The following is a 26,548-nucleotide window of genomic DNA, read 5'->3' as shown; positions in this document are numbered from 1 at the left end:
AGCGGGAATCATCCGGCAAATCGGATACCATCCGCGCGTGCGAATTTTCGGGGGGATCGCAAAAGTCGCTGTGCCCGACATCGGAGAGATGTCGGATGCAGAGTTGTTGTCGGCTCATGTCGGAGGGGACAGGGCCGCGTTCGAGGCGTTGATATCACGGCACCGCGACCGTCTGTGGCAGGTCGCCAAGCGCACGAGTTACTCGGACGAGGACGCAGCCGATGCAATGCAGGATGCGATGCTCTCGGCGCACCGGATGGCCGCCACGTACCGCAATGATGCCGCCGTGCGAAGCTGGCTGCACTCCATCGTCGTCAACGCGTGCCTGGACCGCATTCGCCGCAATCGGGTACGTCCGAGCGCGGCACGCTATCCCGATGGTGTCGAGCGGATCCGCGATGAGCACGATCGGATTTCCGATCTCGAGACCACCCTCGACGTGCGAGCCGCGTTGTTCGCGCTCCCACCCGAGCAACGCGCCGCGGTGGTGGCCGTGGACGTCGAAGGCTATTCGGTGAGAGAGGCAGCTCGCAGGCTCGGTGTCCCCGAGGGCACGATCAAGAGCCGATGCGCACGCGGCCGAAAGAAACTTGCCTTCGTTCTCGACGACCTTCGATTCAGAGGGAACCGATCGTGAACCGCGTACGTCCTACTCTGGTGAGGGCACCCGAGCCGCCGAGGAGGAATGCGTATGAACGAGGACGAGTTTCCACGTCCGCCGTACTCCGACGACCTACTCGCTGATCTCCACGCCGGGGCATTGGACGACGAACTGGCCGATCGGCTGTGGCCGCTGGTACGGCAGGACCACCACGCCATGGCCGTGATCGACCGGCTCGATGCCGTGCAGGCACGACTACGCGAGTGGGGTGATGAACCCGCTGCCGAACCCATACCGCACGATGTCGCACTGCGTCTCGACGCGACACTGCACAGCCTCGGGCAGCGTCACGGAACGCGACGGCTCGACCGACGGGTCCTTGCGGTGGCGGGGATCGGTGCCGCGGCGGTCCTCGCGGTCGTGTTCGCCCTCGTCTTCCGCGGAATCGGCGCTGCCGAGGACGCCGTCGGACCGCCGCTCGCATCCGGTACCTCACTGTCACAGGATGATTCCCCTTCCGGGACGAACGCACTGACTCCGGCATCCTTGCGAGAGATCGTCGGCTCCACGGGTCTCGGGCCGCTGGCCGAGATGAATCGCCTGGGAGACTGTCTGTCGGCTAACGGATTCGATCCGGACAGCAGGATTCTCGGTTCACGCGAGATCCGGGTGGACGATTCCGATGCCATCGCAATTCTGCTCGCCGGCCCGCAGTCACCGCAGATCACGGCACTCGTGGTGGGCACCGGGTGCGGAGCCACCGATCCCGCGACGATCCGGGTCGAGGTTCTGGGGTGATTCCGGCCGGTCAGCCTTCGGCGGCGGGCAGCAACAACTCGAGGATCCTCGCTCGTAGTTCCGGGGTGTCGTCTTCGGCGGCGATGAGCCCTGCGAAGAGCGCCGAACCCGCCGCCATCACCAGGATCGCGCGGGCATCGATCTCGGAGTCGTGACCCGTCTCGCCGGCGAACAGGGCCGTGCTCGGTCCACTGAAGGTGCGCCACAGCGCGTTCCGGAGGTCGGCGTGATCACGTAGTGCGGCAAGCAGTCCGGGCAGGGCAGCACGCACATCGGGCCGGGAGAAGAGTTCCACACTGCCGGTGACGACCCATTCGATCCAGCCCCGGCGATCGATCCCCGTGTACGGCTCGAGATCAGGTGCTGCTCCGAGCAGCGCGTGGAGAACCAGGTGTGCCTTGGTGGGCCAGCGCCGCGTCAAGGTCGCGCGGCCGACACCGGCGCGTGCGGCGAGTGCGCGCATACTCAGTCCGTCCCAGCCGACCTCGACGAGCATCTCTCGGGCAGCGGCCAGTACTTCGGCGTCGATTCGAGGGTCGCGGGGACGCCCGGGAGCAGCATCGGACATACAGCCTGTATTTCTCTTCGGACAGATCGTGGCGTCAGCGGCGCCGCGCGCGTTATAGTCGGATCCTAATTACGGTACCACTGGCATCGAAAGTAGGGGCATGACTTCGCCGCGACCCACCGTGTTCGAGCCCGCCCGGCTCGGACCTCTCACCCTCCGCAACCGAATCATCAAAGCCGCCACGTTCGAAGGCGTCATGCCTCGCGGAGCGGTCAGCGATGAACTCATCGAGTTCCACGCCGAAGTCGCGCGAGGCGGAACAGCGCTGACCACCGTCGCCTACTGTTCGGTGTCCGCGAGCGGTCGCGTCCACCGCGACACGCTCGTTCTCGACAGGGCATCCATTCCCGGCCTTCGGCGCCTCACCGATGCCGTCCACGCTGAGGGAGCACTCGCGTCCGCGCAGATCGGTCACGCCGGCCTCGTCGCCAACCAGATCTCGAACGGCATGAGCACCCTCGCCCCGTCGACGCGGATCAGCGCACCCGCAATGGGTCTCGTCCGCGGCGCATCGCTCGCGCAACTCGACGAGATCGTCGAATGCTACGCATCAGCGGCCCGCAATGCGGTCGAGGCGGGCTTCGACGCCGTCGAGGTCCATCTCGGCCACAACTACCTCCTGAGCTCTTTCATGAGCCCGAACCTCAACAAGCGCAAGGATTGCTACGGCGGCAGCATCGCCAACCGCACGGCATATCCGCGCCGGGTGCTCGAAGCGGTACGACGCGCGGTGGGGGACAAGATTGCCGTCATCGCGAAGTTCAACATGACAGACGGAGTCCCCAAGGGATTGTGGCTCGACGAGTCGCTGCCCATGGCACGACTCATCGAATCCGACGGCCACATCGACGCAATGCAACTCACGGGCGGCAGCTCCCTCCTGAACGGCATGTACTTCTTCCGCGGCGACGTCCCGATGAAGGAATTCGTCGCGTCGCAGCCCAAGGTTGTCGGGTGGGGCCTGAAGGTCTACGGGCCGAAGATCTTCCCGAAACTTCCGTTCGAAGAAGCCTTCTTCCTGCCGATGGCCCGCCAGTTCCGGTCGGAGCTGTCGCTGCCCCTCATCCTGCTCGGCGGCATCAACCGCCTCGACACGATCGAGACCGCTCTGGACGAGGGGTTCGAGTTCGTCGCGATGGGCCGAGCTCTACTGCGAGACCCGGATGTGGTCGACAAGTTCCGCAATGCGACCGCGCACGAGGGGCTGTGCATCCACTGCAACAAGTGCATGCCGACCATCTACACCGGCACCCACTGCGTCATCCGCAGAACGTTGGAGGACGTCCCCACGACTGCTTGAGGGTCCGTCACACACCGTCCTGATCGGGTACTTCGGGGGGACGACGCGGGATCGTCCGCACCAACTGTGGCGTGAGGCACGGCGAGCAGGGAACAACACCGTTTACCCTGGTGTTGATACTTGAAGCTCGGCCGTGGCCTCACCTGCACGGACGACTGTGGCCGCTGACTGCGTCCCACCCACAGCACCCCACCCAGGAAGGTTCGCATGACGACTTCGCCCACGATCCACGACCTCATCATCGTCGGCTCGGGACCGGCGGGATACACCGCGTCGATCTACGCGGCTCGTGCCGAACTCTCGCCGCTCGTGTTCGAAGGAACCCAGTTCGGTGGCGAACTCATGACCACCACCGAGGTCGAGAACTTCCCGGGCTTCCGCGAAGGGATCATGGGCCCAGAGCTGATGGATCAGATGCGGGAACAAGCTCTGCGATTCGGCGCCGATATCCGCACCGAGGACGTCGAAGAGATGGATCTGCGGGGCCCGATCAAGACCGTCGTCGCGAACGGCGAGACCTACAGCGCCCGCGCGGTCATCCTCGCGATGGGCGCCGAGCCGCGCTACCTGGGAGTGCCGGGGGAGGAGAAACTCCTCGGCCGCGGCGTTTCCGCGTGTGCCACATGCGACGGCTTCTTCTTCCGCGATCAGGACATCGCCGTCGTCGGTGGCGGCGACTCCGCGATGGAAGAGGCCACGTTCCTCACCCGCTTCGCACGAAGCGTCACCCTCATCCACCGGCGCGAAGAGTTCCGCGCTTCGAAGATCATGCTCGAGCGTGCACGCGCGAACGAGAAGATCCGATTCCTCACCAATGCCACCGTCGCCGAGGTCCAGGGTGAGAACAGTGTCACCAACCTCGTCGTCGAAGACACTGTGACGGGCGAGCGCAGCGATCTCGCCGTGACCGGTCTGTTCGTCGCCGTCGGCCACGATCCGCGGAGTTCGCTGGTCGCGGGCCAGGTCGATCTCGACGACGAAGGCTATGTGCTGGTTTCCGCACCCGGCACGGCGACATCCGTGCCCGGTGTCTTCGCGGCCGGCGATCTCGTCGACCACACGTACCGCCAGGCGATCACTGCCGCGGGCACGGGCTGCTCCGCTTCCATCGACGCCGAACGCTGGCTCGTCGCCAATCGCGAAGCGGCCGAGCCGGTCGCTGCCCAGGCATAGAGCGCTCTTCTCGATCCCAACCATCACTGCGCAGGAGAACAACATGGCAAACACCGTCAACATCACCGACTCGTCCTTCGTCGAAGACGTCCTGCAGGCCGACAAGCCTGTGCTCGTCGACTTCTGGGCGACGTGGTGCGGTCCCTGCAAGATGGTCGCCCCGGTCCTCGAGGAAATCGCGGGGGAGCACGGCGAGAAGCTGACCGTCGCCAAGCTCGACATCGATGCCAACCCGTCGTCCGCACGCGACTACCAGGTGATGTCCATTCCCACGATGATCCTGTTCTCCGGCGGCAAGCCCGTGAAGACGATCGTGGGGGCGAAGGGGAAAGCGGCGTTGCTCCGGGAGCTCGACGAGGTCCTGTAGTAACGTCCCAGGATCGAGCGCCCGTGGACATGGTCTCGGGCGTATCTGAGACAATTCCGTTCGATGCTGCCCCGCGCGTGCTGGGCACTCCGGTCAGCACGGAAAGGCCCCCACACATGCGCCCTCTTCGTCACGGCGATCACGGCCCTGCTGTAGCCGAGATCAGGAACACCCTGGCCGGATTGGGGTTTCTTCACGGCGGAGCCGAGGTCGCCGACGAATGGGTCGGCTCCGACGTCACCTTCGATCATGAGCTCGACGGTGCCGTGCGCGCCTTCCAGCAACAGCGTGGCCTGCTCGTCGACGGCATCGTCGGCCCCGCAACGTATCGGTCGCTGAAGGAAGCGTCGTACCGTCTCGGTGCACGCACACTGATCTATCAGCTTTCGGCGCCCCTCTACGGGGACGACGTCGCAGCACTGCAGACGCGCCTTCAGGATCTCGGGTTCTACGTCGACCGGGTCGATGGATACTTCGGCCCCCGCACGCACGCCGGTCTCAGCTCGTTCCAGAAGGAGATCGGCCTCGCACCCGATGGCATCTGCGGACCCGAGACCCTGCGAGCACTCGAGCTACTCGGCACGCGAGTGTCGGGGGGGTCGCCGCACGCCATCAGTGAGGAGGAGATCGTCCGGCGGTCCGGTCCGCAGCTCAGCGGCAAACGGATCGTCATCGATCCGGGTCTCGGTGGTAACCACCACGGGATCGTTCTCCGCAGCCCGCACGGCACCATCTCGGAAGCGGACATCCTGTGGGATCTCGCTCGCAGGCTCGAAGGGCGCATGGCGGCCACCGGCATGGAGACTTTCCTGTCGCGGCCCTATCATGCGAACCCGACAGACATCGAGCGCGCCGGTACCTCCAACGCGTTCGGCGCCGACCTGATGATCTCGCTGCGCTGCGATGCGAGTTCGAATCCGGTGGCGAGCGGAATCGCCAGTTTCCACTACGGCAATTCGCACGGCTCCGAATCGATGATCGGGCAGGTCCTCACCGGGTACATCCAGCGTGAGATCGTCGCGCGCACCCCTCTCCAGGATTGCCGCAGTCACGGACGAACCTGGGATCTGCTGCGGCTGACGAACATGCCGACCATCCAGATCGATCTCGGCTACCTCACCAACGCACACGACGCGATGGTGCTCGCCGACCCGCGCCACCGCGACACGATCGCCGAGGCGGTACTCATCGCTGTCAAGCGCCTGTACCTGCTCGGTCAGGACGACCAGCCGACCGGGACGTACACCTTCGCCGAGTTGCTCGCAGAAGAGCTGTCGATCACCGAGACGCGGTAAGTCTCACTCGCAACATGGAGAGGCCCCCTCAGCTGAGGGGGCCTCTCCATTTGTATGAGGAAGCTACTGCACACCCACCGTCGCCCTGCCGGCAAAATCCTCGACAGTGATCGAGGCGGCTTCGATCAGCCGATCCAAGGCAGCTTCGACCTCTTCCTTCCAGCCGTGGTCGCGGTCGAGCTCGAGTCGCAGGCGCGGATACCGGTGATGAGGCGCGACCACATCGAACCCCATGTCCTCGAGGAAATCAGCGGAGATCATGCACTCGTGCGGCGAGCAGGTGTTCGCCACCGTTGCCGACGGAGTATCACCGAACGAATCCGCAACAGGATCCGGTCTTATGCCGAACGCTTCGAGCGCACGCACGTTCCGGCGTACGAGGTCGTCCACGACGGCGCGAATCAGATCGGCTCCCACTGCGAGTCCCCGGGCATGCGGTTCGATTCGCATGGTTGTCAGGAGGATCGCGTCGGCGCTCACCGGCGAAGTGGGAAACAATTGCGCACGCGGAACCATATTGGGCGGCGCGTAGAACGCGCACGCGGCCACCTTGTCGCCGACGGTCGCGATCTGCGCGCAGGAACCCCACTGCAGCATGACCGTCGACAGCCACGCCTCCTTCTCGAACTCGGGGTCCGAGAATCCGCGCGCCTCAGCGACAGTGTCGGGGTCCATCTCCCAGAACACACACCGACGGGAGTGCCGCGGCAACCGATCGATACCGCTCAAGGAGAGCGGTGTGACTCGTGTCGACACGCGATTCCTTCGCCTCCACCTCTGGTCTAGACAGTCGTCCTGCTCCGGTGGGGAGTCAAGAAGGGTTCTGCTGCGATTCCATCAGGGTCACGATGCGTTCGAGATCGTCGACCGACCCGAACTCCACCACGATCTTGCCCTTCCGCTTGCCGAGACTGACCGTGACGCGGGTGTCGAACGACGACGACAGCCGTTCAGCGACGTCCTGCAATCCGGGCATCTGGATCGGCTTCCGCCGCACAGGAGCCGCCACGTCGGGTGTGCCTGCCCGATTCGCGAGGACGACGGCTTCCTCGGTGGCACGGACCGACATACCTTCGGCCACGATGCGCGCGGCGAGCACTTCCTGGGCGTCCGCTCCGGCCTCGAGGGAGAGCAGCGCGCGAGCGTGACCCGCGGAGAGCACCCCCGCCGCGACGCGACGTTGGACGGCAATGGGAAGTTTGAGGAGCCGGATCATGTTGGTGACCACGGGACGGGAGCGGCCGATACGCGCTGCGAGTTCCTCGTGGGTGACTTCGAACTCTTCGAGCAGCTGTTGGTACGCGGCGGCCTCTTCGAGCGGATTGAGCTGCACACGATGGATGTTCTCGAGGAGCGCATCTCGGAGGAGGGCGTGGTCCTCGGTGTCGCGAACGATCGCGGAGATGGTTTCGAGCTCGGCCTGCTGCGCCGCGCGCCAACGCCGCTCGCCCATGATGAGCTGGAACCGGTCGTCGTCGATCCGGCGCACGACGATCGGCTGCATGAGCCCGAACTCGCGGATCGAGTGTACGAGCTCACCCAGCGCCTCCTCGTCGAATACCTGACGCGGCTGCTTCGGGTTCCGCTCGATGCGGTCGATCGGGATCTCGAGGTATACCGCCCCGGTGGGGGAGGGGAGGGGTTCGGCGGTATCGGGCAGCTCCGACGCGTTCGTTTCCGTGTCGGGGTCGACAGGTTCGGACGCTGCCGGCTCGGTCTTCCCGCTGGCGGCCGGCGTCCCGTCACCGATGATCACATCGGCCGCTGCGGTCCCGAGACCCGACGGGGAGATGGTGAAGCCGGAGCTACTTCCCGGACGCCGTGCCTGCGTCTTGATGACCGGCGACTTCTTCGCGGATGCGGGAGCGGCTGTATCCGCCTTGGTGGTGGTGCCTGTGGCGGGTGCAGGATCGTCGGGGCTCTCGACGGGAGGGCCCGTCGGAATCAATGCCGCCAAACCGCGCCCAAGCCCACCCTTGCGTGTCGCACTCATCGGTTCCCCTGGTTGTCCTGAATCCCACGTGCCGCCAGTTCGCGCCCTGCGTCGAGGTAACTCATTGCACCGCGCGAACCTGGATCGTAGTCGAGAACCGTCGTCCCGTATCCGGGAGCTTCGGAGACTTTCACACTGCGCGGGATCACCGATCGGAGCACTGCGCCGCCGAAGTGCTGACGGACCTCCGCTGCGACCTGATCCGCGAGCTTGGTCCGACCGTCGTACATGGTCAGGAGAACGGTCGACACGTGCAGCGCAGGATTGAGATGTGACTGTACGAGTTCGATGTTGCGGAGCAACTGGCCGACACCTTCGAGTGCGTAGTACTCGCACTGAATGGGAATCAAGACTTCCTTCGCAGCGACCAATGCGTTCACTGTGAGCAGTCCGAGCGACGGCGGACAATCGATGATGACGTAGTCGTATTCGCGGTCGCCAAGGGCTTCCTTCGTGATCGCGTTGCGGAGTCTGTTCTCGCGCGCGACCATCGAGACGAGTTCGATCTCGGCGCCCGCCAGATCGATCGTCGCCGGAATGCAGAAAAGTCGTTCACTGTGAGGACTCTGTTGCACGGCCTCCGCGGCGGTCACCTCACCGAGCAGAATCTCGTAACTCGACGGAATGCCGGAGTGATGGGGCACTCCCAATGCTGTGCTCGCGTTGCCTTGAGGGTCGAGGTCGATGACGAGGACGGTGAGCCCTTGGACCGCGAGGGCGGCGGCAAGGTTGACGGCCGTTGTCGTCTTACCGACGCCACCCTTCTGATTTGCGATGGTGAGGACGCGACGTTCGGGTGGTCTGGGGAGTGCGCTCGCTTCACTCGGGTGCAGAACCTGACTCGCGCGATGCGCAGCCGCGCCGATCGGGGTGTCCATCGACGAGAATGTGTCGACGGGGACCGGAAAGAAGTCGTCGTCGTTTGCGACCTCGGTTTCACGTGAAACAGCGGATTCAGATCCACCCGACATAGAACGCTCCTTAAACATAGATCCGCTCGGTTCGCACGCTACATCCTTCACGCTTCCGACACTTGCTATGCGCGGCGGTTGCAGACGAAGACGTGGCCTCGCAAGGATCACCTGGACGGAGTTCTGCACAGCGCATCACCGACACTTGGCGCACATCCACTTCTTCGCTCGCGCTCAAGTATGTCAAAAGAATTCCCGGAGGTGTCGTCGACACCTCGTCGTCGTTGTTTCACGTGAAACGTACGTCAGGAGGTTTCACGTGAAACCAGGCCGGGGGCGCCGCACTGTTTCACGTGAAACATCACCTTGGGAGGTCTCAACCAAATCTCGGGAGTCCGTACCCATTTCGAAAAGTGTTACGAAACAAGGTAATTCGAACATTGATATCGAAACTTACTGCACAGCAATATCTTTCATGTACGCGGCACATTCATTGCCGCGAATCGACCTGGACCGTCACAGTGACGAAAGTGAGGATGGGTATCCGGATGTCCTCCCGCAACACCTTCTTGCGCGATCAGACCCCCGAAAGGGACGTCCGGGTTCGAGATCTACACCGCCTCGAATCGAAGAACCCCTCCGACTACCGCGGGGGAGGGGAGGGGTTCTGTTTCACGTGAAACCGCTCAGCGCTTCCGGCGTCGCTGAGGCTTGGCGATCCGCTCGGCTTTCACCACAAGCGTAGGAACCTCGAGGAGATCAGCACCGCACTCGAGTACCTCGAGGTTTCCCGCTCCAAGCTTGGCGAGTTCGTCGCGATCCCGTTCGATCTCTTCGGCCGCTGAACTTCCCTTGAGCGCGAGCATTCGACCACCCTCATGAATGAGGGGAATAGACCACTTGGCGAGTTTGGCGAGCGGTGCCACAGCCCGAGACGTGACTACATCGGCACCGCCCGCTTCGTGAATCACACCCGGTTGCTCGGCGCGGCCGCGCACCACGAGCACATTCTCCAGATCGTGTGTCTCGACGAACTCCGCGAGATATACCGAACGACGCAACAACGGCTCGACGAGCGTCACCCGCAGATCGGGCCTGGCGATTGCCAGCGGAATACCGGGGAGGCCGGCCCCACTTCCGACATCCACAACTCTCTCGTCCGCTTCGATCAATTCACCGAGAACCGCGCAGTTGAGGATGTGCCGCTCCCACAGCCGTGGAACTTCGCGAGGGCCGATGAGTCCGCGTTCGACACCGTCTGTCGACAACGACTCGTGGTAGCGCTGCGCAAGGTCGAATCGGTCACCGAAGACGCGGTGAGCGATTGCGAGAAAGTCGGAGTCTTCGTGTTCCACGTGAAACATCCTCTCCCGGAAACGGGTAGTGCAACAAGCAGTAGTGCAACAAGCAATGGACCGACCTGTCGCGTCCACCGATGAAAAGAGGAGCCCGGGCCGGCCGGGCTCCTCTTCGAATCAACTGTCGATCAATCTCGGATGATCACGACTCGCCGGTTGGGCTCAGCGCCCTCGCTCTCGCTGGACACGCCGTCGATCTGAGCAACGGCGTCGTGCACGATCTTGCGCTCGAACGGCGTCATCGGGGTCAATTCCTCGCGCTCACCCGACTCGAGAACCCGCTTGGCGGCCGACGTACCGAGAGCGCTCAGTTCGGACCGCTTGCCCGCGCGCCAGCCGGCAACATCGAGCATCAGTTTGCTGCGTTCACCGGTGGCCTGCTGAACTGCCAGTCGCGTGAGCTCCTGGAGCGCGTCCAGAACCTCGCCGCTCCGTCCCACGAGCTTGGACAGATCCTTGCCCCCGTCGATGCTGACCACCGCACGGTCGCCCTCGACGTCCAGATCGATGTCGCCGTCGAAATCGAGTACGTCGAGCAACTGTTCGAGGTAGTCGCCGGCGATCTCGCCCTCTTCGATCAGATCATCGTCGTCATCCACGCCGAGTTCTGCATCCTGAGCCTCGGTGGTCACCTCGAGGTCCTCCTGTGCCTTGTCCAGGTCACTGGCCATATTCAGCTCTCTTCTACTTCGATCAGCGCCGCTTGCGCTTGGAGTTCTTGGGACGGCTGCCAGGCTTCGGCGCACTCCCGCCGGAAGTCTTTCCGCTCTGGGGATCGGTCTTCTTCAGCGACACATCCGGGGCCTGTGCAGTGTCATCGTTGCTCGATGAATCCTCGGACGGAGATTCGGCAGCCACCGGTGCGGCAGCTCCGCCGCCCTTCTTCTTGTTCTTGGTCGGCCGTGCCCCCGGCTTGGGTGCATTCTCGTTCCGGCGCGCAAGCGCCGCCTCACGCTTCGCTTCTTCCTCGCTGTCGATCCGCCGGAAGACGATGTGCTGCTGACCGTAGGTCCAGACGTTGTTGCTCACCCAGTAGAGAAGGATCGCGATGGGCAGGAACGGGCCACCGACGAGCACACCCAGGGGGAACACGTACAGGGCCAGCTTGTTCATGATGGCAGCCTGAGGTGCGGCTGCGGCTTGAGCGCTCTGCCTGGCCACCGAAGCACGCGAGTTGAAGTGCGTGGCAATACCCGCGATCACCATGAGCGGGACCGCCACCATCGCGATGTCCCAGCGGGACGGAAGGTCTCCACCGTCGACGGTGAAGGCCTGAAGTGACGCCACCGGCTGAGTGATCCACGAGGAGATCGGCGCGTTGAAGATACGTGCGCTGAGGAAGGACTGCACGTCCTCAGGGCTGAAGGCGTAGTTGCCGAGCTGTGCGTTCTCCTCGGGTGACAGTCCGAGCTGACCGAGCCCCGTCCCTGTGCGGTTGAACGAGCGGAGCACGTGGAACAGACCGATGAACACGGGCACCTGCAGCAACATCGGCAGGCAACCCATCAGGGGGTTGAAGCCGTGTTCCTTCTGCAGCTTCTGCATCTCGAGCGCTTGACGCTGGCGGTCGTTCGAATACTTCTTCTGCAACGCCTTGATCTGCGGCTGCAGTTCCTGCATCTGGCGCGTCGTGCGGACCTGCTTCACGAAGGGCTTGTACAGGATGACGCGCAGCGTGAAGACGAGGAACACCACGGAGAGCGCCCAGGTCAGTCCGCTGTCGGGCGCCAACACGAAGGAGAAGGCTTTGTGCCAGACCCACAGGATCCAGGACACGGGATAGTAGATGAAGTCGAGCACGGCTCTTGGTACTCCTCTGGTCGTCCATGATCGCCACGCAACGGCGTCGGTCTCAGGTCTTCAGGCGCCGCTCAGGTTCCCGCTGGGGAAGGTCGGTGTCGGCGCTCCGGCACCGGATCCCAACCGCCAGGGTGCCAGGGTCCACACTTGAGCAGTCTCACAGCCGTCAGTGCAGAACCCACGACGACACCCCGCATCCGTAGCGCGTCGACGGCATATTCGCTGCAGGTAGGAAAGAATCGGCAGGTCGGCATCCGAGTCGGCGACACATAGACGCGATAGAGCTCGATGCAGAAGATCAACGCCCGAGTCGGCGCAGTGCGGACCGACCGCAGCGCAGCACTCCACCCGGGCGCGTTCACCGGCATTCCTCGAGAATCCCGAGACGTATCAGTCCCGAGCGGACTTGCCGCTCGAGATCGCGGGATTCGGCGGTAGCCGCGCCCGGCAAGGCGCGCAACACCACATCGGTGCCTTCGGGAATCGACTCGACCAGCTCCACGCAGATATGACGAAGCCGGCGCGCGACTCGATGTCGAATCACCGCCGGCCCGACAGCCTTACTCACGACGAGTCCGAAACGAGGACCGCCGACACCACTCACGACGAAATCCGGCTGCTCCCGCGAAAGCGCGTGCACAACGAGATCTCGACGCCCCTGACGACGACCACGGCGCACAGCTTCGGAGAAATCCGAACGGCGCCGCAGTCGATACGGCTCAGGTAACACCCCGAGCTCCCGGTTACAGGATCAGGCGGTGAGGGAAGCGCGGCCCTTACGGCGACGCGCCGTCACGATGGCGCGGCCCGCACGGGTCCGCATCCGGAGACGGAAGCCGTGAACGCGCGCGCGGCGTCGGTTGTTCGGCTGGAACGTCCGCTTGCCCTTGGCCACGGTCAACACTCCTCGATAATCTGCGGCACCAGGAGGCGCCATTGGTCCAACGTTTACGGAATTTCGCATGGCCCGCGCGTAGTGACACAGCACAGACCAGCCACTGCAGTACGAGTGACTGTTCGAGGCTACTCGGGTCCGGGCGCGAAATCAAACCGCGAGCCGTCGGCTCACGCAACTCGACACGCCGATCCGAATTCCGCAGAACCTTCCCGAGACGACCTGTGACTGCAGTCACTGTGAGGTAGGGTGTCGACCATGGCGTCGAGGGGGATCGCTGTCGCCCTGCGGGCCGTGTGCCACACTGGGTTCACGACAGGCCACCGCAGCCGGCGTCGCCGATGACAATTGCGGTTGCACCCTGTACACAACTAGCGCTGATACACAGCTTGCACATCGAATCCCCACCCCGACCGGGCCGTTTCCCCTGGTTGTCCACACCTGTGGATAATCATGTGGAAATCCGGTCGACTCTGTGGGAGGAAGCTTCGTGAACGACGAGCCTAACGCGCTTGCCGATGTGTGGGCGGACGTCGTTTCCGAGCTCACCGTGGACAACGGTGGATTGTCGAAGAGCCAGAAGGCATGGCTCAACCTCGTCAAACCCATCACCCTGGCCCAGGGTTTCGCGCTGCTGTCGGTACCGTCCACGCTGGCGCAGCAATCGATCGAGCGTGATCTGCGCGAGCCCATCCTGCGGGTACTCAACCGCAATCTCGGACAGGGAGTAGAAGGACTCGGCGTCCGAGTCGAACCTCGCGAACGGGTCGACGACCCCGCAGAGGATCCCTACGCCGAACCTCGCGACACATTGCCTCTCGAGGGACTTCCGACCGAACCCACTTCGCGTGAGGTCAGATCCCGCGAAACGGCACGTCGCGACACCGAAACCCGCGAACGGCGCACTCCCCGCGACGCAATGCCTGCGGTCGACGGCAGGAGCCTCCACCCTCGCCGTTTCGGACCCGGCTACGACCACGAGCCCTTCGAACCCGATCACGGAGACGTCGACGAGGTCGACGACGATCACGAAGCGCTCACCGCGGTACGTGAGTCCTGGCCGTCCTACTTCACTCAGCCGCCGCCTCCGGAAACGCCGGCGATCGGGAGCAGCAGTCTCAACGCGAAATACACCTTCGACACTTTCGTCATCGGTGCGTCGAACCGATTTGCGCACGCCGCAGCCGTGGCGATCGCCGAAGCTCCCGCCCGCGCGTACAACCCGCTGTTCATCTGGGGTGCGTCCGGCCTGGGCAAGACGCATCTCCTGCACGCCGCGGGGCATTATGCACAGCGACTCTTTCCCGGAATGCGGGTGAAGTACGTCTCCACGGAAGAGTTCACGAACGACTTCATCAACAGCCTGCGCGACGACCGGAAGGTCGCGTTCAAACGCCGCTACCGCGAGACAGACATCCTCCTCGTCGACGACATCCAGTTCATCGAAGGCAAGGAAGGAATCCAGGAGGAGTTCTTCCACACGTTCAACACCCTCCACAATGCGAACAAGCAGATCGTGGTCTCCTCGGACCGACCGCCCAAGCAGTTGGCCACGCTCGAGGAGCGGCTGCGCACCCGGTTCGAGTGGGGTCTGATCACCGATGTTCAGCCACCCGAACTCGAGACGCGCATCGCCATCCTCAGCAAGAAGGCGCGGATGGACGGGCTCGATGTGCCGCACGATGTGCTCGAGCTCATCGCGAGCCGGATCGAACGCAACATCCGTGAACTCGAGGGGGCACTCATCCGGGTCACGGCGTTCGCGTCCCTCAACAGGCAGCCGCTGGACCTGACCCTCGCCGAAGTGGTGCTTCGCGATCTGATGCCCGATTCGACGGCACTCGAGATCAACGCCTCGACGATCATGGCGGTCTGCGCCGAGTACTTCGGCATCTCGATCGACGATCTGTGCGGGCCGGGTAAAGCACGTCCGTTGGCCCAGGCCAGGCAGATCGCGATGTACCTGTGCCGTGAACTCACCGATCTGTCGCTGCCGAAGATCGGCCAGACCTTCGGGCGCGACCACACCACAGTGATGTACGCGGACAAGAAGATTCGCAAGGAGATGGCCGAGCGACGCAAGATCTACGACCAGGTCCAGGAGCTCACAGCCCGCATCAAGCAGCGCTCGAAGCGGTAGCCGAGACCCACTGCAGGACCATCCGAGAATCGGAAGCGCCACACCGGGCGCTTCCGATTTTTTCTGTCCACAGCCTGTGGGCAACCCTCGATTCCATCCCGGATCTCGAGAAAACAGACCCACTCACACTTGTGGACAAGGGTGTGCAGAACGTGGGATCTTTGTGGACGAACGGTGGACAGAAGTAGAACAGTCTCGAGGTGTCCACATTCATCCTCGAGAATTCCTCGAGTTCATCCTCGAGTCGAGCGCCTCGAGAAGGCCTCGCCACCAGCGTAGACGGTGGTTCGTCCACAGATTCCACAGGACCTATTACTACTTCTGTGAGTTCTTCTCAGAAATACTCTTTCAAAACAGGTGTGTGGATCCCTCGAGTCCACAGGCCCTCGAGAGTCGTGTCCTCGCAACGAGGTCCGGCTTTCCAAGCAGCGCTCGAGGGCCTACCGTGGAGCCGCATCCCCGACGCCGAGCGAAGGAGTCGGGGCCGTGTGTCAGACTCGTAAGACTTGTCGATGACCACGATCGAGAGAGGATCCCCCGGGCGATGGAGCTTGGAAGCATGAAGTTTCGTGTTGCTCGCGAGGACTTCGCCGACTCTGTCGCATGGGTGGCACGAAGCCTCCCGTCGCGCCCACCGGTTCCGGTGCTCGGTGGAGTACTTCTCGGAGCCGAAGAGCAGGGCCTGACCGTCTCGGGCTTCGACTACGAGGTCTCCGCGCAGGTTCACGTCCCGGCCGAGGTCATCACACCGGGCCAGGTGCTCGTCTCAGGCAAGTTGCTCGCCGACATCACCCGTGCGCTCCCCAACAAGCCTGTGGATGTCGTCCTCGACGGCACCCGCGTGCTCATCACCTGCGGTAGCGCCAAGTTCTCCCTGCCGACGATGCCCGTCGAGGACTACCCGCAGCTTCCCGAGCTCCCCCAGCAGACGGGTGCCCTGTCCGGAGATCTGTTCGCCGAGGCCATCGGCCAGGTCGCGGTTGCGGCCGGCAAGGACGACACCCTTCCGATGCTCACCGGCATCCGAGTCGAGATCGAGGGCACCGACATGGTGCTCGCGGCCACCGACCGTTTCCGGCTCGCGGTGCGCAAGCTCGAGTGGATGCCCACCGGCGAAAGCACCAGCTCGGCAGTGCTGGTGCCCGCGAAGACTCTGTCCGAAGCCGCGAAAACAGTTGGTGGAGCATCGAGTCCGGTGGTCCAGCTGGCACTGGGCAGTGGCTCCTCGGTTGGGGCTGACGGTCTGCTCGGCATCGTCGCCGACGGCCGCCGCACCACAACGCGGCTTCTCGACGCCGAGTTCCCCAAGTTCCGTCAGCTGCTCCCGAGCGAACACACCGCGATGGCCACGGTCGAGATCGCACCGCTGGTCGAGGCGATCAAGCGTGTTGCGCTCGTCGCCGAACGCGGAGCGCAGGTCCGCCTCGAGTTCAGCGAGGGCAGCGTGTTGCTCTCGGCCGGTGGCGACGATGCAGGGCGCGCCGAGGAATCGCACCCGGCCGAGTTCCACGGCGAGCCGATGGTCATCGCATTCAACCCGGGATATCTGCTCGACGGTCTGACGTCGTTGCACACCGACAAGGTGTCCTTCGGCTTCACCACGTCGAGCCGTCCGGCCGTGCTGCGCCCCGCTACCGATGAGGAGCCGGTGCCCGACGAGTCGGGCACGTTCGCTGCCCCCGACAGCGCCTACACCTACCTCCTGATGCCGGTGCGCCTGCCGGGCTGACCGGCGAGCAGAAAGTGAACGGACCGTGTACGTTCGCACGTTCGCGCTGCGCGATTTTCGTTCATGGAAGACCGCGGCGGCCGATTTGGCCCCCGGCCCAACCGTTTTCGTCGGGCCCAACGGACACGGTAAGACCAATCTGATCGAAGCGCTCGGGTACCTGTCGGGTCTGTCATCGCATCGTGTGTCCTCCGATTCCCCTCTGTTGCGCGCTGGGACCGCACGAGCGTTCGTGGGTGCCGTGGTCGTCAACGGTGGCCGTGAACTCGGAATCGACATCGAGATCAACGACGGCAAGGTCAATCGGGCCCGAATCAACCAGTCGCCGGCCAGGCGACCGAGAGAGATCGTCGGGATCCTCAGGACGGTGTTGTTCGCACCTGAGGATCTGTCGCTGGTCCGTGGCGACCCGGGCGACCGTCGGCGGTTTCTCGACGAGTTGCTCACCACGCGGTTTCCGCGTCTCGGTGGGGTGCGCGCCGACTACGACAAAGTTCTGCGTCAGCGTTCCGCGTTGCTCAAGACGGCCGGCGGGGCACTTCGAAAGGGCGCGCGCTCGAGCGATGGCGCGAGCGCGCTGGCGACGCTCGACGTATGGGACGGGCACCTGGCGGCACACGGGGCGGAGTTGCTGGCGGCGCGAATCGCGCTGCTGCACGACCTCGAGCCCCATGTGGTCGAGTCCTACCGGTCCATCGCACCGGAATCACGTCCGGCGGCCTTGCGGTACCGGAGCAGTCTCGGCGACGCACTGCCCGCAGAGTTTGCTGATCCCGCGCGAGTACCCGAGCACGACGACCTGGGACTGATCGAAGGCGCGTTTCTGCAGAGGCTGTCGGCGATGCGTTCCAAGGAGATCGAACGGGGCGTGTGCCTGGTCGGTCCTCATCGGGACGACCTCGAGTTGGCGCTCGGTGATCAGCCGGCGAAAGGGTATGCGAGCCATGGCGAATCCTGGTCGTTCGCTCTGTCGCTGCGGCTGGGCGCATTCGCTCTGCTCCGGTCGGAGGGTACGGATCCGGTCCTGATGCTCGATGACGTGTTCGCCGAGCTCGACCGTCGTCGCCGAGCTGCGCTCGCGGCGGTCGCGGCAACGGCGGAACAGGTCCTCATCACCGCGGCCGTACCCGAGGACGTACCGTCCGAGCTGGCGGGTGCACGGTTCCCGGTGCACGCGGAGGACACCGAGCACGGCCGTATCTCGGTGCTGGGTGCCGTGCAACGAGGAGAATCGGTGGGGGAGGTAACCGATGACGGATGACGAGGCTGCCGGATCGAAGGACAACGGACCCGAACCTGAACTGCGTGGTGTGGATCTGGCACGGCGCGCCCTCGAGGAAGCTCGAGCAGCTGCGAAGGCCAGTGGCAAATCGGTCGGGCAAGGGCGTGCCTCGAGTGGAAGGGTGCGTCCGCGACGTCGCAAGCGGGGATGGTCGGGTCCTGGCCCCGACGACCGGGATCCTCAGCGACTGGGTGCGTTGACCGGGGCGATCGCGAAGCAGCGTGGCTGGTCGGCGCATGTATCCGAGGGCACGGTGCTGGGCAGTTGGGCGCGGGTCGTGGGCGAGGACATCGCCGCGCATGCGAAGCCTACGACGTTGCGCGACGGGATCCTCCATGTCTCGGCAGAGTCGACCGCTTGGGCGACGCAGCTGCGGATGATCCAATCGCAGATACTCGCGAAGGTTGCGGCGTCCGTGGGGCACGGTGTGGTCAAGGAACTGCGGATCACCGGTCCTACCGCGCCGAGCTGGCGCAAGGGTGAACGGCACATCCACGGCCGCGGCCCCCGCGACACCTACGGTTAGCCGGGGCTCCGCGCGAGCGCCGAAATAGCGGCGATGTAGGAATTCACTTTCACCGGTCTGCGCCGTGCCGACTGTGTGGACGTCAGCGGTGCGGCAAGCGCGCTCTGTGTCGCCGGGGGCATATGGGCGAACGCCAAGTAGAATGGACAAGAATGCGCCGCGCGCATGTGCGCGCGGCCAAGGCGGAAAAGGAGAGCTACCCACCCGTGGCTGCCGAGAAGTCGAACAAGAAGAAAAGTGACTACGGTGCGTCTTCCATCACCGTCCTCGAGGGCCTCGAGGCGGTTCGTAAGCGTCCCGGCATGTACATCGGCTCCACGGGCGAGCGTGGTCTTCACCACCTCATCTGGGAGGTCGTCGACAACTCGGTCGACGAGGCGATGGCGGGTTATGCCTCCAAGGTGGAGGTGACCCTTCTCGAGAACGGTGGTGTCGAGGTCGTCGACGACGGCCGTGGCATCCCGGTCGGAATGCACGCGTCGGGTGTACCCACGGTCGAGGTTGTGCTCACCCAACTCCACGCAGGTGGCAAGTTCGACTCCGACGCATACGCGGTGTCGGGTGGTCTGCACGGCGTCGGTATCTCTGTTGTCAACGCCTTGTCCACCAAGCTCGAGGTGGAGATCGATGTCGATGGATACCACTGGGAACAGACCTACACGAACTCGAAGCCCGGTGAGCTGATCAGGGGTGAACCGACCAAGCACACCGGAACCACTGTGCGGTTCTACGCAGACGACGACATCTTCGAGACCACGCAGTACAACTTCGAGACCGTTTCGCGGCGCCTGCAGGAGATGGCGTTCCTCAACAAGGGCCTGACGATCACGCTCACCGACGAGCGGGTTCTCCCCGAAGAGATCACCGACGAGGTCGTCGCCGAGACTGCCGAAGCCCCGAAGAGTGCCGAGGACGAGGCAGCGGAGGCTTCCGAGCCTGTCGTGCAGAAGACCAAGACGCGGGTCTACCACTACCCGGGTGGTCTAGAGGACTACGTCCGCCACATCAACCGCACCAAGACGCCGATCCACAACTCGGTGGTGGGCTTCACCGCAAAGGGCACCGGTCACGAGCTCGAGCTCGCGATGCAGTGGAACTCGGGTTACTCCGAATCCGTCCACACCTTTGCCAACACCATCAACACCCACGAGGGTGGTACGCACGAGGAAGGGTTCCGTGCGGCGCTCACGAGCGTGGTCAATCGGTATGCGAAAGAGAAGAAGCTCCTCAAGGACAAGGACCCGAACCTCACCGGTGACGACATCCGCGAGGGCCTGGCCGCGATCATCTCGGTGAAGGTCGCGGAGCCGCAGTTCGAGGGGCAGACGAAGACGAAACTCGGCAATACCGAGGTCAAGTCGTTCGTGCAGAAGGCGTGCAACGAAAACATTTCGCACTGGCTCGAGGCCAATCCGGCCGATGCGAAGACGATCGTGACCAAGGCTGTGTCGTCGGCTCAGGCCCGTGTGGCCGCGCGCAAGGCCCGTGAGCTGGTGCGTCGTAAGAGCGCCACCGATATCGGCGGCCTGCCCGGCAAGCTTGCTGATTGCCGCTCGAAGGACCCGGCCAAGTGTGAGATCTACATCGTGGAGGGCGACTCCGCAGGTGGTTCGGCGAAGTCGGGCCGCGACTCGATGTATCAGGCGATCCTTCCGTTGCGCGGAAAGATCATCAATGTCGAGAAGGCGCGTATCGACCGTGTGCTGAAGAACGCCGAAGTGCAGGCCATCATCACGGCGTTCGGCACGGGCATTCACGAAGAGTTCGACATCGCGAAACTGCGCTACCACAAGATCGTGCTGATGGCCGACGCCGACGTCGACGGACAGCACATCGCGACGTTGCTGCTCACGTTGCTGTTCCGCTTCATGCGCCCGCTCGTCGAGCAGGGTCACGTCTACCTGGCGCAGCCGCCGTTGTACAAGCTCAAGTGGCAGCGCGCCGACGCCGAGTTCGCCTATTCGGACCGTGAGCGCGACGGACTTCTCGAAGCGGGCCTCGCCGCAGGCAAGAAGATCAACAAGGACGACGGCATTCAGCGCTACAAGGGTCTCGGCGAGATGAACGCCAAGGAACTGTGGGAGACCACGATGGATCCGTCCGTGCGCATCCTGCGCCAGGTCACCCTCGACGACGCGGCTGCAGCCGACGAACTGTTCAGCGTGCTCATGGGTGAGGACGTGGAGGCTCGGCGCAGTTTCATCACGCGCAATGCGAAGGACGTGCGCTTCCTCGACGTCTGATCCTTGCGGATGTGAAGGCGTCGTGGGTTGCCTCACGTTCCGGTGTGTCACCCCGGTAGGGCCTGCGATGTGTGGTAACTCATGTCGCAGGCCCTACTGATACTCTCATTTCGGACGAAAGCCGCTTACATTCTGCGGTTACTCATGAGTACACTCCTAACGGCCATTCGTATGCGTGGTCGCCGAACAGGGCCATGAAGGGAATCATCGGGCGTATGTGGAAACCCGTCTTCCATATCCCTTGTATGTCCCGATATGGTGCCCTCACCCAGAAACGTCTCGTTCGACTGCATTCCAGAGAAAATCACGCTCACCGGTCGAGTGGGTTGGTTGCGAATGCTCGTCGCCCGGCGCGAACGGGTTGGAAGGAGAGCTGTAATCCATGAGTGACGAGTCACCGCGCCGGCAGCGGTGGTGGAGCATCGAGGGGTGGGGTCTTCGCAGGAAGGTCACCGCTGTCCTCGCCGTTCCTGTAGTAGTGGCGATGGTCCTCGGCGGACTTCGCGTCCAAGCGGAACTCAGCAACGCGATCCATTTCTCGTCCGCTGCGGACCAGGTCGTGGCAGTGCCCGATATCGTCGACTTCTCGACTGCGTTCGCAACCTCTACCGCTATCAATGCGTCCGGCACGGCGACACCGGAGGACCTCGATGCCCTCCGGGAATCATTCGAAAAAATCAAGCCTCTTGCCGAAAACCCCGATTTCGATCCTGCCATCACTGCAGACCTCACCCAGACGATCGCCGCCGCAGAGACCCTCTACGGGCAGATGCAGGCCGGCCCCGTCCCCGTCGCACAGATGGCCAAGACTTACAACGAGGTTCGCGACAGCCTCAACCGGATCGTCGAGGCGATTCTCGACCAGATCGACGACCCGGAGGTCCTCGGCCACGGGACTCGCCTGATCAATGCGTGGTACTCGCAGCGTTACCTGTTCGGTCAGGTCCTCGGCATCATCGAGATTCTCGAGAACCCGGAAACCTCGGGCACTGCGCTGGTCACCGCGTCCGGCGGCGAGCTCGCGATGCTCGATCTGCTTGCTCGCTCGTACCCCCTCGCCGACTCACAGATCGCCGACCTGCGCAGCGGTATCGAAGAACGAACCGCAATGGTGGAGGCCGCAGGCCAGGGCCCGCTGCCGTTGATGGACCTGCGCACATCGATGCTTCACAGCGTCGATGTCTACTCCAACATCATCAACGAAGCTTCCCACGCGATCAGTGAGACTGTGATCGACCGCGCGTCGGAAACTCGTTCTGCCGCACTCCGAGATACCGCATTCGTACTCGCGGCGCTGCTCGTTGCTCTCGTTCTCGCGTTGCTCGTGTCGCGGTCGCTGGTGGGACCGATCCGTCGTCTGCGTTACGGCACTCTCAAGGTTGCACGTCAGGAACTTCCCGAAGCCATCGACCGGATCAAGGTCGGCGAAAGCATCGAGGACATCGAGTTCACACGGGTTCCGGTCGAGACGACCGAGGAGATCGGTCAGCTCGCCCGCGCCGTCGACGACATGCACGGTCAGGCGCTGCGCCTCGCCGGCGAGCAGGCCCACCTCCGCTTGCAGATCAGCGACATGTTCGAGACGCTCGCACGTCGAAGCAAGTCGCTCGTCGAACAGCAGCTCGGGCTCATCGAGCAACTCGAGTTCGAAGAGAAGGACCCGTCCCGTCTCGAGAGCTTGTTCAAGCTCGATCACCTCGCGGCACGCATGCGCCGTAACGGCGACAACCTCCTGATTCTCTCCGGGACACGCATGCGCCGCGGACAGTCCGCCCCGGTTCAGCTCGGCGACATCCTGCGTGCGGCGATGTCCGAGGTAGAGGACTACCAGCGAGTCGAGATCGGTTCCACGCCGGACGGTGCGCTCAGTGGTGCCGTCGCGACGGACATCGTTCATCTGCTCGCCGAACTGGTCGACAACGCCCTGCGCGCTTCCCCGCCCGACAGCACTGTCACGTTCAGCTTTGCACGTGCCGTCGACGGTGGTCTGCTCGTCGAGATCGCCGACCGCGGTATCGGTATCCCGTCCGACGAACTCGAGTTGATCAACGATCGTCTCCGTCAGGGTGGCGAGGTAGGCCCGGACACTGCTCGTCACATGGGTCTGTTCGTGACCTCGCGTCTTGCAGATCGCCACGGCCTGACCGTGCGCCTGCGGCCGACATTCGACACCGCTCGTAATCCCGGTATCACCGCGAGTGTCCACATTCCGGACGTTCTGCTCATGTCGCCGCTGGCACTGGCCCAGCCGGCGCCCGTCATCGACGGGGAGGCGGAGGAGATCTCCGTCGAACAGAAGCAGGAAGCTCCTCTGACCTCGACGGACCGCGAACACTCGCAGCCGATTCCGGAGTATCTTCCGGTGCGCGCCGATGCTCGTCAGGACCCACGTGTCGACGATCAGCTCACGGAGATCCGTCGACCGGACACCGCTCCGGCCGGGTTCGCGCAGTCGGAAACCGGATACCGGGAGCAGCCGCAGCAGTCTCAGCCCCAGGCGTTCCCCCCTGCTCCGGCAGCCCACGCCGCTCCGACAGCTCCGCCTCGTCAGCAGCCGCCGCGCGAGCAGACACCGACCGGTCTGCCGCAGCGTCAGCCGGGCTCGACTCCAGGACTGCCGCAGCGTCAGCCGGGCTCGACACCGGGGCTTCCGCAGCGCAGTCCCGGTTCGACTCCAGGACTTCCGCAGCCGGACGGACAGCAGGCTCCGCGCCGGGTCCAGCCCGATGCGGCGGCGGCATTCGCTTCGGCGCTCCCGTCACGTGCCAACCGCACACCCGTGGATCCGAATACCGAGAGCGGACGTCGCGAGAGTCCGGAGCGCGAGCAGGATCCGCCGGTTCAGGAATCGCTGAACCAGGCCGAGGAGACTCGGGATTCGTCGAGTCACGCCGTTCCCGCGGCCCCGCCGATCCGCGAATCCGGTCTGCCTCAGCGTCGTCCGGCCCAAGGGAACCCCCCGGCCTCGGGCTCAGGTCTGCCTCAGCGTCACCCTGGTGCAACTCCCGGCGTTCCCGTGCGCGCGGTGCGCCCTCCGCAGGACGCACCCGAATCGGGTCTGCCGCAGCGAAATCCCGGCGCTACACCGGGTCTGCCGCAGCGTCGGCCGGGGTCCACGCCGGGTCTGCCTCTGCAGAGTCAGGACGGATCGGCAACGTCGAACGGTCATACCGCACAGCCGACCCGAAGTGAGCCGGATGCGCGACCGGCAGCGGTCACGTCGTCGGGTCTGCCGCAGCGTCGGCCCGGTGCGACTCCGTCGGTAGCGCCTCTGCAGGCAGGTCCGCCGCCCAGCGCGGAGAATCGTCGTGGTGGAGCGTTCGGGCTGCCGCGTCGGCAGCCGGGCACGTCGCCGCGAATCCCGCAGTCCGCAGCCCGCCCGGCGAGTATTGCCGACGGTGGTTCGGTATCGGAGCAGAGCGATGCGCAGAATGCGGCCCGGCATCGTTACCGCACCAATTCCGCGAAGACCGCGTCGTTCTTCCAGCCGCGGCCGGATGTGGGTTCGCCGAAACCTCACTCCGCGGCCGGTAACCCGATTTTCTCCGACATGATGTCGGACTGGCTCGTCGATCCGACGAACCTTCCCGAGGATCGGCGGAAGCGCGAATGGCATTCTGCCGCCGACTCCGGATGGCAGGCAGCGCAACGTGCAGCGGAAGTTCCGGTCGAGGAACACACCACCTCCGGTCTGCCTCGCCGTGCGCCGGGCGAACGCCTCGTCCCGGGTGCCGTGCGCGAACCTGCGACCGCAGAACAGCGCGTGCTTCGACGTCGTGACCCGGAAGCCATTCGGGCCAATCTCAGTCGCCACCAGCAGGGCGTCCGCAATGGACGAGCTTCGGCGACGACAAGTAATCGCGAGAACAATGAACAGGGAGTTCGATGAACATTGATCATGGATCCGATGTAGCTCGTCCATTGGACTGGTTGGTTTCCAACTTTGCGCGCGAAGTCCCTGGTGTCTCGCATGCGGTCCTCGTGTCGGCCGACGGTCTCCTCATGGCTGCCAGTGCCCACCTTCCGGTCGACCGTGCCGAGCAGCTCGCTGCGGTGACGTCCGGACTCGCGAGCCTCTCCAACGGGGTTTCGCAGTTGTTCGACGGTGGTGGAGTATTGCAGTCCGTGGTCGAGATGCAGCACGGCTACTTGCTGCTCATGAGTGTCGGCGACGGTTCGCACCTCGCTGCGCTCACCGCGTCGGAGTGCGATATCGGACAGGTCGGCTACGAAATGGCGCTCCTGGTCGACCGGGTGGGCGCGTCGGTCGAGGCGACGCCTCGGGTCGGCCTGGGGTCCTGACGTCGAGGTGGCCATGGAACCGCGCAAGCCGGAGTCGGCGCCGGACCAGCCGAGTCTGGTCCGGCCGTACTCGCTGACTTCGGGACGCACAAGTCCTGCGGTCGAACTGGCGTTGGAAGCCTTGATCCAGGCAATTCCGGGAACAGACAGCCGGGCTCGGGATCTGGACAACATCAACGCCACGATCTTGGAACTGTGCAAGGAGTCCCCGTCGGTCGCCGAGATCGCGGCGAGGGTGGGTGTGCCGCTCGGCGTTGCACGCGTGCTCGTAGCCGACCTCGTCGAAGCCGGGCATGTACAGATCCTGGCCACGCTGAAAGACGATTCGAGCGACGCGGAGCGTCGTGAGCTGATTGAAAGGGTCCTCAGTGGACTTCGCGAACTCTAACGCTACGAAGCGCGTGACCTCGACCAAGATCGTGATCGCCGGCGGATTCGGTGTCGGTAAGACCACGCTGGTGGGGGCTGTGTCGGAGATCGTTCCGCTCCGCACAGAAGCGCTCGTCACCAACGCCAGCGATGGCGTCGACAACCTTGCCGCAACGCCGCAGAAGTCGACCACAACCGTGGCCATGGACTTCGGTCGAATCAGTTTGGCCGAGGATCTCGTGCTGTACCTCTTCGGTACGCCCGGTCAGCATCGGTTCTGGTTCATGTGGGACGACCTCATCCGCGGTGCCATCGGTGCGATCGTGCTGATCGATACCCGTCGATTGGACGAGAGCTTCGCCGCTGTCGACTTCTTCGAAGCGCGCAATCTTCCGTTCATCGTCGCGATCAACGAGTTCGACGATGCACCGCGCTACCCTCTCGAAGACATTCGCCAGGCCATGGCCATCTCGCCCGAGGTGCCGATCGTCTCGATCGACGCTCGGTCGCGTGAATCGGCCAAGCAGGCACTTGTCACCGTCACCGAATACGCACTCCGGAAGTTGCATCAGCCGGTGGCGCAGTAGGAGATTCGGGCCCGCGGCCAATCATCATTCGGTACGGATGATGGCGCGGGCCACCATCACCTCGGCAATCGGGGTGTTCGTCGGAGTGACGGGTGCGCGCGACGCGCGCACTGCGTCAGCCGACGGGTCCGTGTGTGGTGGTTGATCATCACGAAATGTCTTGTCGGTCGGGCTGTTGCGGATGCCGCGGTGATCTGCGTGCCCGATCGATGGGTGTCAGGTCACATTCGTGAGAACGGTGTCGCCTGCACCGCTCGACTGCTCGGACTGCCGACTGTGTCTCCTTCAAGCTTCTCGCACAACAGTTTTCG

At 64.1% G+C, this 26,548-nt stretch carries 25 protein-coding genes; 15 read left to right on the top strand and 10 right to left on the bottom strand.

Going from position 1 to position 26,548, the window contains the following annotated elements; translation table 11 throughout:
* Nucleotides 1–37: 37 nt before the first annotated feature.
* Nucleotides 38–637, top strand: coding sequence for an RNA polymerase sigma factor SigM (sigM, locus tag MWU77_RS11890; protein ID WP_374229856.1), 600 nt, complete (start codon nt 38–40; stop codon nt 635–637).
* Between the two features lie 54 nt (nt 638–691).
* A complete protein-coding gene (locus MWU77_RS11885) occupies nt 692–1,399 on the top strand; it encodes a hypothetical protein (RefSeq protein WP_247273770.1) in 708 nt (235 codons plus the stop codon).
* Nucleotides 1,400–1,409: 10 nt separating this feature from the next.
* Here the strand turns inward: MWU77_RS11885 and MWU77_RS11880 are convergent, their stop codons facing one another.
* On the bottom strand, nt 1,410–1,967 hold the full coding sequence (locus MWU77_RS11880) for a helix-turn-helix domain-containing protein (RefSeq protein WP_247273769.1): 558 nt from the start codon (nt 1,965–1,967) through the stop codon (nt 1,410–1,412).
* Nucleotides 1,968–2,067: 100 nt separating this feature from the next.
* Here MWU77_RS11880 and MWU77_RS11875 point away from each other — a divergent pair, with 100 nt between their 5' ends.
* From MWU77_RS11875 to MWU77_RS11860, 4 genes are all read left to right on the top strand, one after another.
* On the top strand, nt 2,068–3,267 hold the full coding sequence (locus MWU77_RS11875) for an NADH:flavin oxidoreductase (RefSeq protein WP_247273768.1): 1,200 nt from the start codon (nt 2,068–2,070) through the stop codon (nt 3,265–3,267).
* Between the two features lie 207 nt (nt 3,268–3,474).
* The gene (gene trxB, locus MWU77_RS11870) at nt 3,475–4,440 is read left to right on the top strand and encodes a thioredoxin-disulfide reductase (RefSeq protein WP_247273767.1); all 966 of its coding nucleotides are present in this window, start codon (nt 3,475–3,477) and stop codon (nt 4,438–4,440) included.
* A gap of 43 nt (nt 4,441–4,483) precedes the next feature.
* Nucleotides 4,484–4,807, top strand: a complete 324-nt coding sequence (trxA, locus tag MWU77_RS11865) for a thioredoxin (RefSeq protein WP_169689071.1) — start codon at nt 4,484–4,486, stop codon at nt 4,805–4,807.
* A gap of 116 nt (nt 4,808–4,923) precedes the next feature.
* Nucleotides 4,924–6,102, top strand: a complete 1,179-nt coding sequence (locus MWU77_RS11860) for an N-acetylmuramoyl-L-alanine amidase (RefSeq protein WP_247273766.1) — start codon at nt 4,924–4,926, stop codon at nt 6,100–6,102.
* Nucleotides 6,103–6,165: 63 nt separating this feature from the next.
* Here the strand turns inward: MWU77_RS11860 and MWU77_RS11855 are convergent, their stop codons facing one another.
* From MWU77_RS11855 to rpmH, 9 genes are all read right to left on the bottom strand, one after another.
* On the bottom strand, nt 6,166–6,858 hold the full coding sequence (locus MWU77_RS11855; protein WP_169689073.1) for a GNAT family N-acetyltransferase: 693 nt from the start codon (nt 6,856–6,858) through the stop codon (nt 6,166–6,168).
* 55 nt (nt 6,859–6,913) lie between these two features.
* Nucleotides 6,914–8,095 carry a ParB/RepB/Spo0J family partition protein gene (locus MWU77_RS11850; RefSeq protein ID WP_169689074.1) on the bottom strand — a complete coding sequence of 394 codons (1,182 nt, stop codon included), beginning with the start codon at nt 8,093–8,095 and terminating at the stop codon, nt 6,914–6,916.
* Complete coding sequence (locus MWU77_RS11845; protein ID WP_169689075.1) at nt 8,092–9,066, bottom strand: ParA family protein; 975 nt, start codon at nt 9,064–9,066, stop codon at nt 8,092–8,094. Before MWU77_RS11845 ends, MWU77_RS11850 begins: the two co-directional genes overlap by 4 nt.
* 626 nt (nt 9,067–9,692) lie before the next feature.
* Nucleotides 9,693–10,370 (bottom strand): 16S rRNA (guanine(527)-N(7))-methyltransferase RsmG, encoded by a 678-nt coding sequence (gene rsmG / locus MWU77_RS11840; protein WP_169689076.1) that lies wholly within the window; start codon nt 10,368–10,370, stop codon nt 9,693–9,695.
* Nucleotides 10,371–10,492: 122 nt separating this feature from the next.
* A complete protein-coding gene (locus tag MWU77_RS11835; RefSeq protein ID WP_247273765.1) occupies nt 10,493–11,035 on the bottom strand; it encodes a protein jag in 543 nt (180 codons plus the stop codon).
* A gap of 22 nt (nt 11,036–11,057) precedes the next feature.
* Entirely contained in the window at nt 11,058–12,164 is a 1,107-nt protein-coding gene (gene yidC, locus MWU77_RS11830; RefSeq protein WP_169689078.1) for a membrane protein insertase YidC, read from the bottom strand.
* A gap of 71 nt (nt 12,165–12,235) precedes the next feature.
* Nucleotides 12,236–12,532 carry a membrane protein insertion efficiency factor YidD gene (gene yidD / locus MWU77_RS24960; protein WP_308198792.1) on the bottom strand — a complete coding sequence of 99 codons (297 nt, stop codon included), beginning with the start codon at nt 12,530–12,532 and terminating at the stop codon, nt 12,236–12,238.
* On the bottom strand, nt 12,523–12,894 hold the full coding sequence (rnpA, locus tag MWU77_RS11820; RefSeq protein WP_169689080.1) for a ribonuclease P protein component: 372 nt from the start codon (nt 12,892–12,894) through the stop codon (nt 12,523–12,525). The genes yidD and rnpA overlap by 10 nt, the downstream gene beginning before the upstream one ends.
* A 21-nt stretch (nt 12,895–12,915) precedes the next feature.
* Nucleotides 12,916–13,059 carry a 50S ribosomal protein L34 gene (gene rpmH / locus MWU77_RS11815; protein ID WP_040744549.1) on the bottom strand — a complete coding sequence of 48 codons (144 nt, stop codon included), beginning with the start codon at nt 13,057–13,059 and terminating at the stop codon, nt 12,916–12,918.
* A 490-nt stretch (nt 13,060–13,549) separates the two neighbouring features.
* Here rpmH and dnaA point away from each other — a divergent pair, with 490 nt between their 5' ends.
* From dnaA to MWU77_RS11770, 9 genes are all read left to right on the top strand, one after another.
* Nucleotides 13,550–15,199, top strand: a complete 1,650-nt coding sequence (dnaA, locus tag MWU77_RS11810) for a chromosomal replication initiator protein DnaA (protein ID WP_169689081.1) — start codon at nt 13,550–13,552, stop codon at nt 15,197–15,199.
* Between the two features lie 544 nt (nt 15,200–15,743).
* Nucleotides 15,744–16,928: a DNA polymerase III subunit beta gene (dnaN, locus tag MWU77_RS11805; protein WP_169689082.1), complete on the top strand. Its 1,185-nt coding sequence runs from the start codon at nt 15,744–15,746 to the stop codon at nt 16,926–16,928.
* A 25-nt stretch (nt 16,929–16,953) separates the two neighbouring features.
* Nucleotides 16,954–18,189, top strand: coding sequence for a DNA replication/repair protein RecF (gene recF, locus MWU77_RS11800; protein ID WP_169689083.1), 1,236 nt, complete (start codon nt 16,954–16,956; stop codon nt 18,187–18,189).
* Complete coding sequence (locus MWU77_RS11795) at nt 18,179–18,736, top strand: DUF721 family protein (RefSeq protein ID WP_169689084.1); 558 nt, start codon at nt 18,179–18,181, stop codon at nt 18,734–18,736. Before recF ends, MWU77_RS11795 begins: the two co-directional genes overlap by 11 nt.
* Nucleotides 18,737–18,942: 206 nt before the next feature.
* The gene (gyrB, locus tag MWU77_RS11790) at nt 18,943–20,979 is read left to right on the top strand and encodes a DNA topoisomerase (ATP-hydrolyzing) subunit B (RefSeq protein WP_247274111.1); all 2,037 of its coding nucleotides are present in this window, start codon (nt 18,943–18,945) and stop codon (nt 20,977–20,979) included.
* A gap of 382 nt (nt 20,980–21,361) precedes the next feature.
* Nucleotides 21,362–24,868 carry an ATP-binding protein gene (locus tag MWU77_RS11785; RefSeq protein ID WP_247273764.1) on the top strand — a complete coding sequence of 1,169 codons (3,507 nt, stop codon included), beginning with the start codon at nt 21,362–21,364 and terminating at the stop codon, nt 24,866–24,868.
* The gene (locus MWU77_RS11780) at nt 24,865–25,281 is read left to right on the top strand and encodes a roadblock/LC7 domain-containing protein (protein WP_054805599.1); all 417 of its coding nucleotides are present in this window, start codon (nt 24,865–24,867) and stop codon (nt 25,279–25,281) included. The genes MWU77_RS11785 and MWU77_RS11780 overlap by 4 nt, the downstream gene beginning before the upstream one ends.
* Before the next feature lie 13 nt (nt 25,282–25,294).
* Nucleotides 25,295–25,669: a DUF742 domain-containing protein gene (locus tag MWU77_RS11775; RefSeq protein ID WP_247273763.1), complete on the top strand. Its 375-nt coding sequence runs from the start codon at nt 25,295–25,297 to the stop codon at nt 25,667–25,669.
* A 13-nt stretch (nt 25,670–25,682) separates the two neighbouring features.
* Nucleotides 25,683–26,237 (top strand): ATP/GTP-binding protein, encoded by a 555-nt coding sequence (locus MWU77_RS11770; RefSeq protein ID WP_054715879.1) that lies wholly within the window; start codon nt 25,683–25,685, stop codon nt 26,235–26,237.
* The last annotated feature ends 311 nt before the right edge of the window (nt 26,238–26,548 follow it).

The organism is Rhodococcus sp. F64268, from assembly GCF_023015605.1.
Taxonomy (GTDB): Bacteria; Actinomycetota; Actinomycetes; order Mycobacteriales; family Mycobacteriaceae; genus Rhodococcus.
Note: the sequence above shows the minus strand (reverse complement) of the source record. Positions and strands in the feature narration are given on the sequence as shown.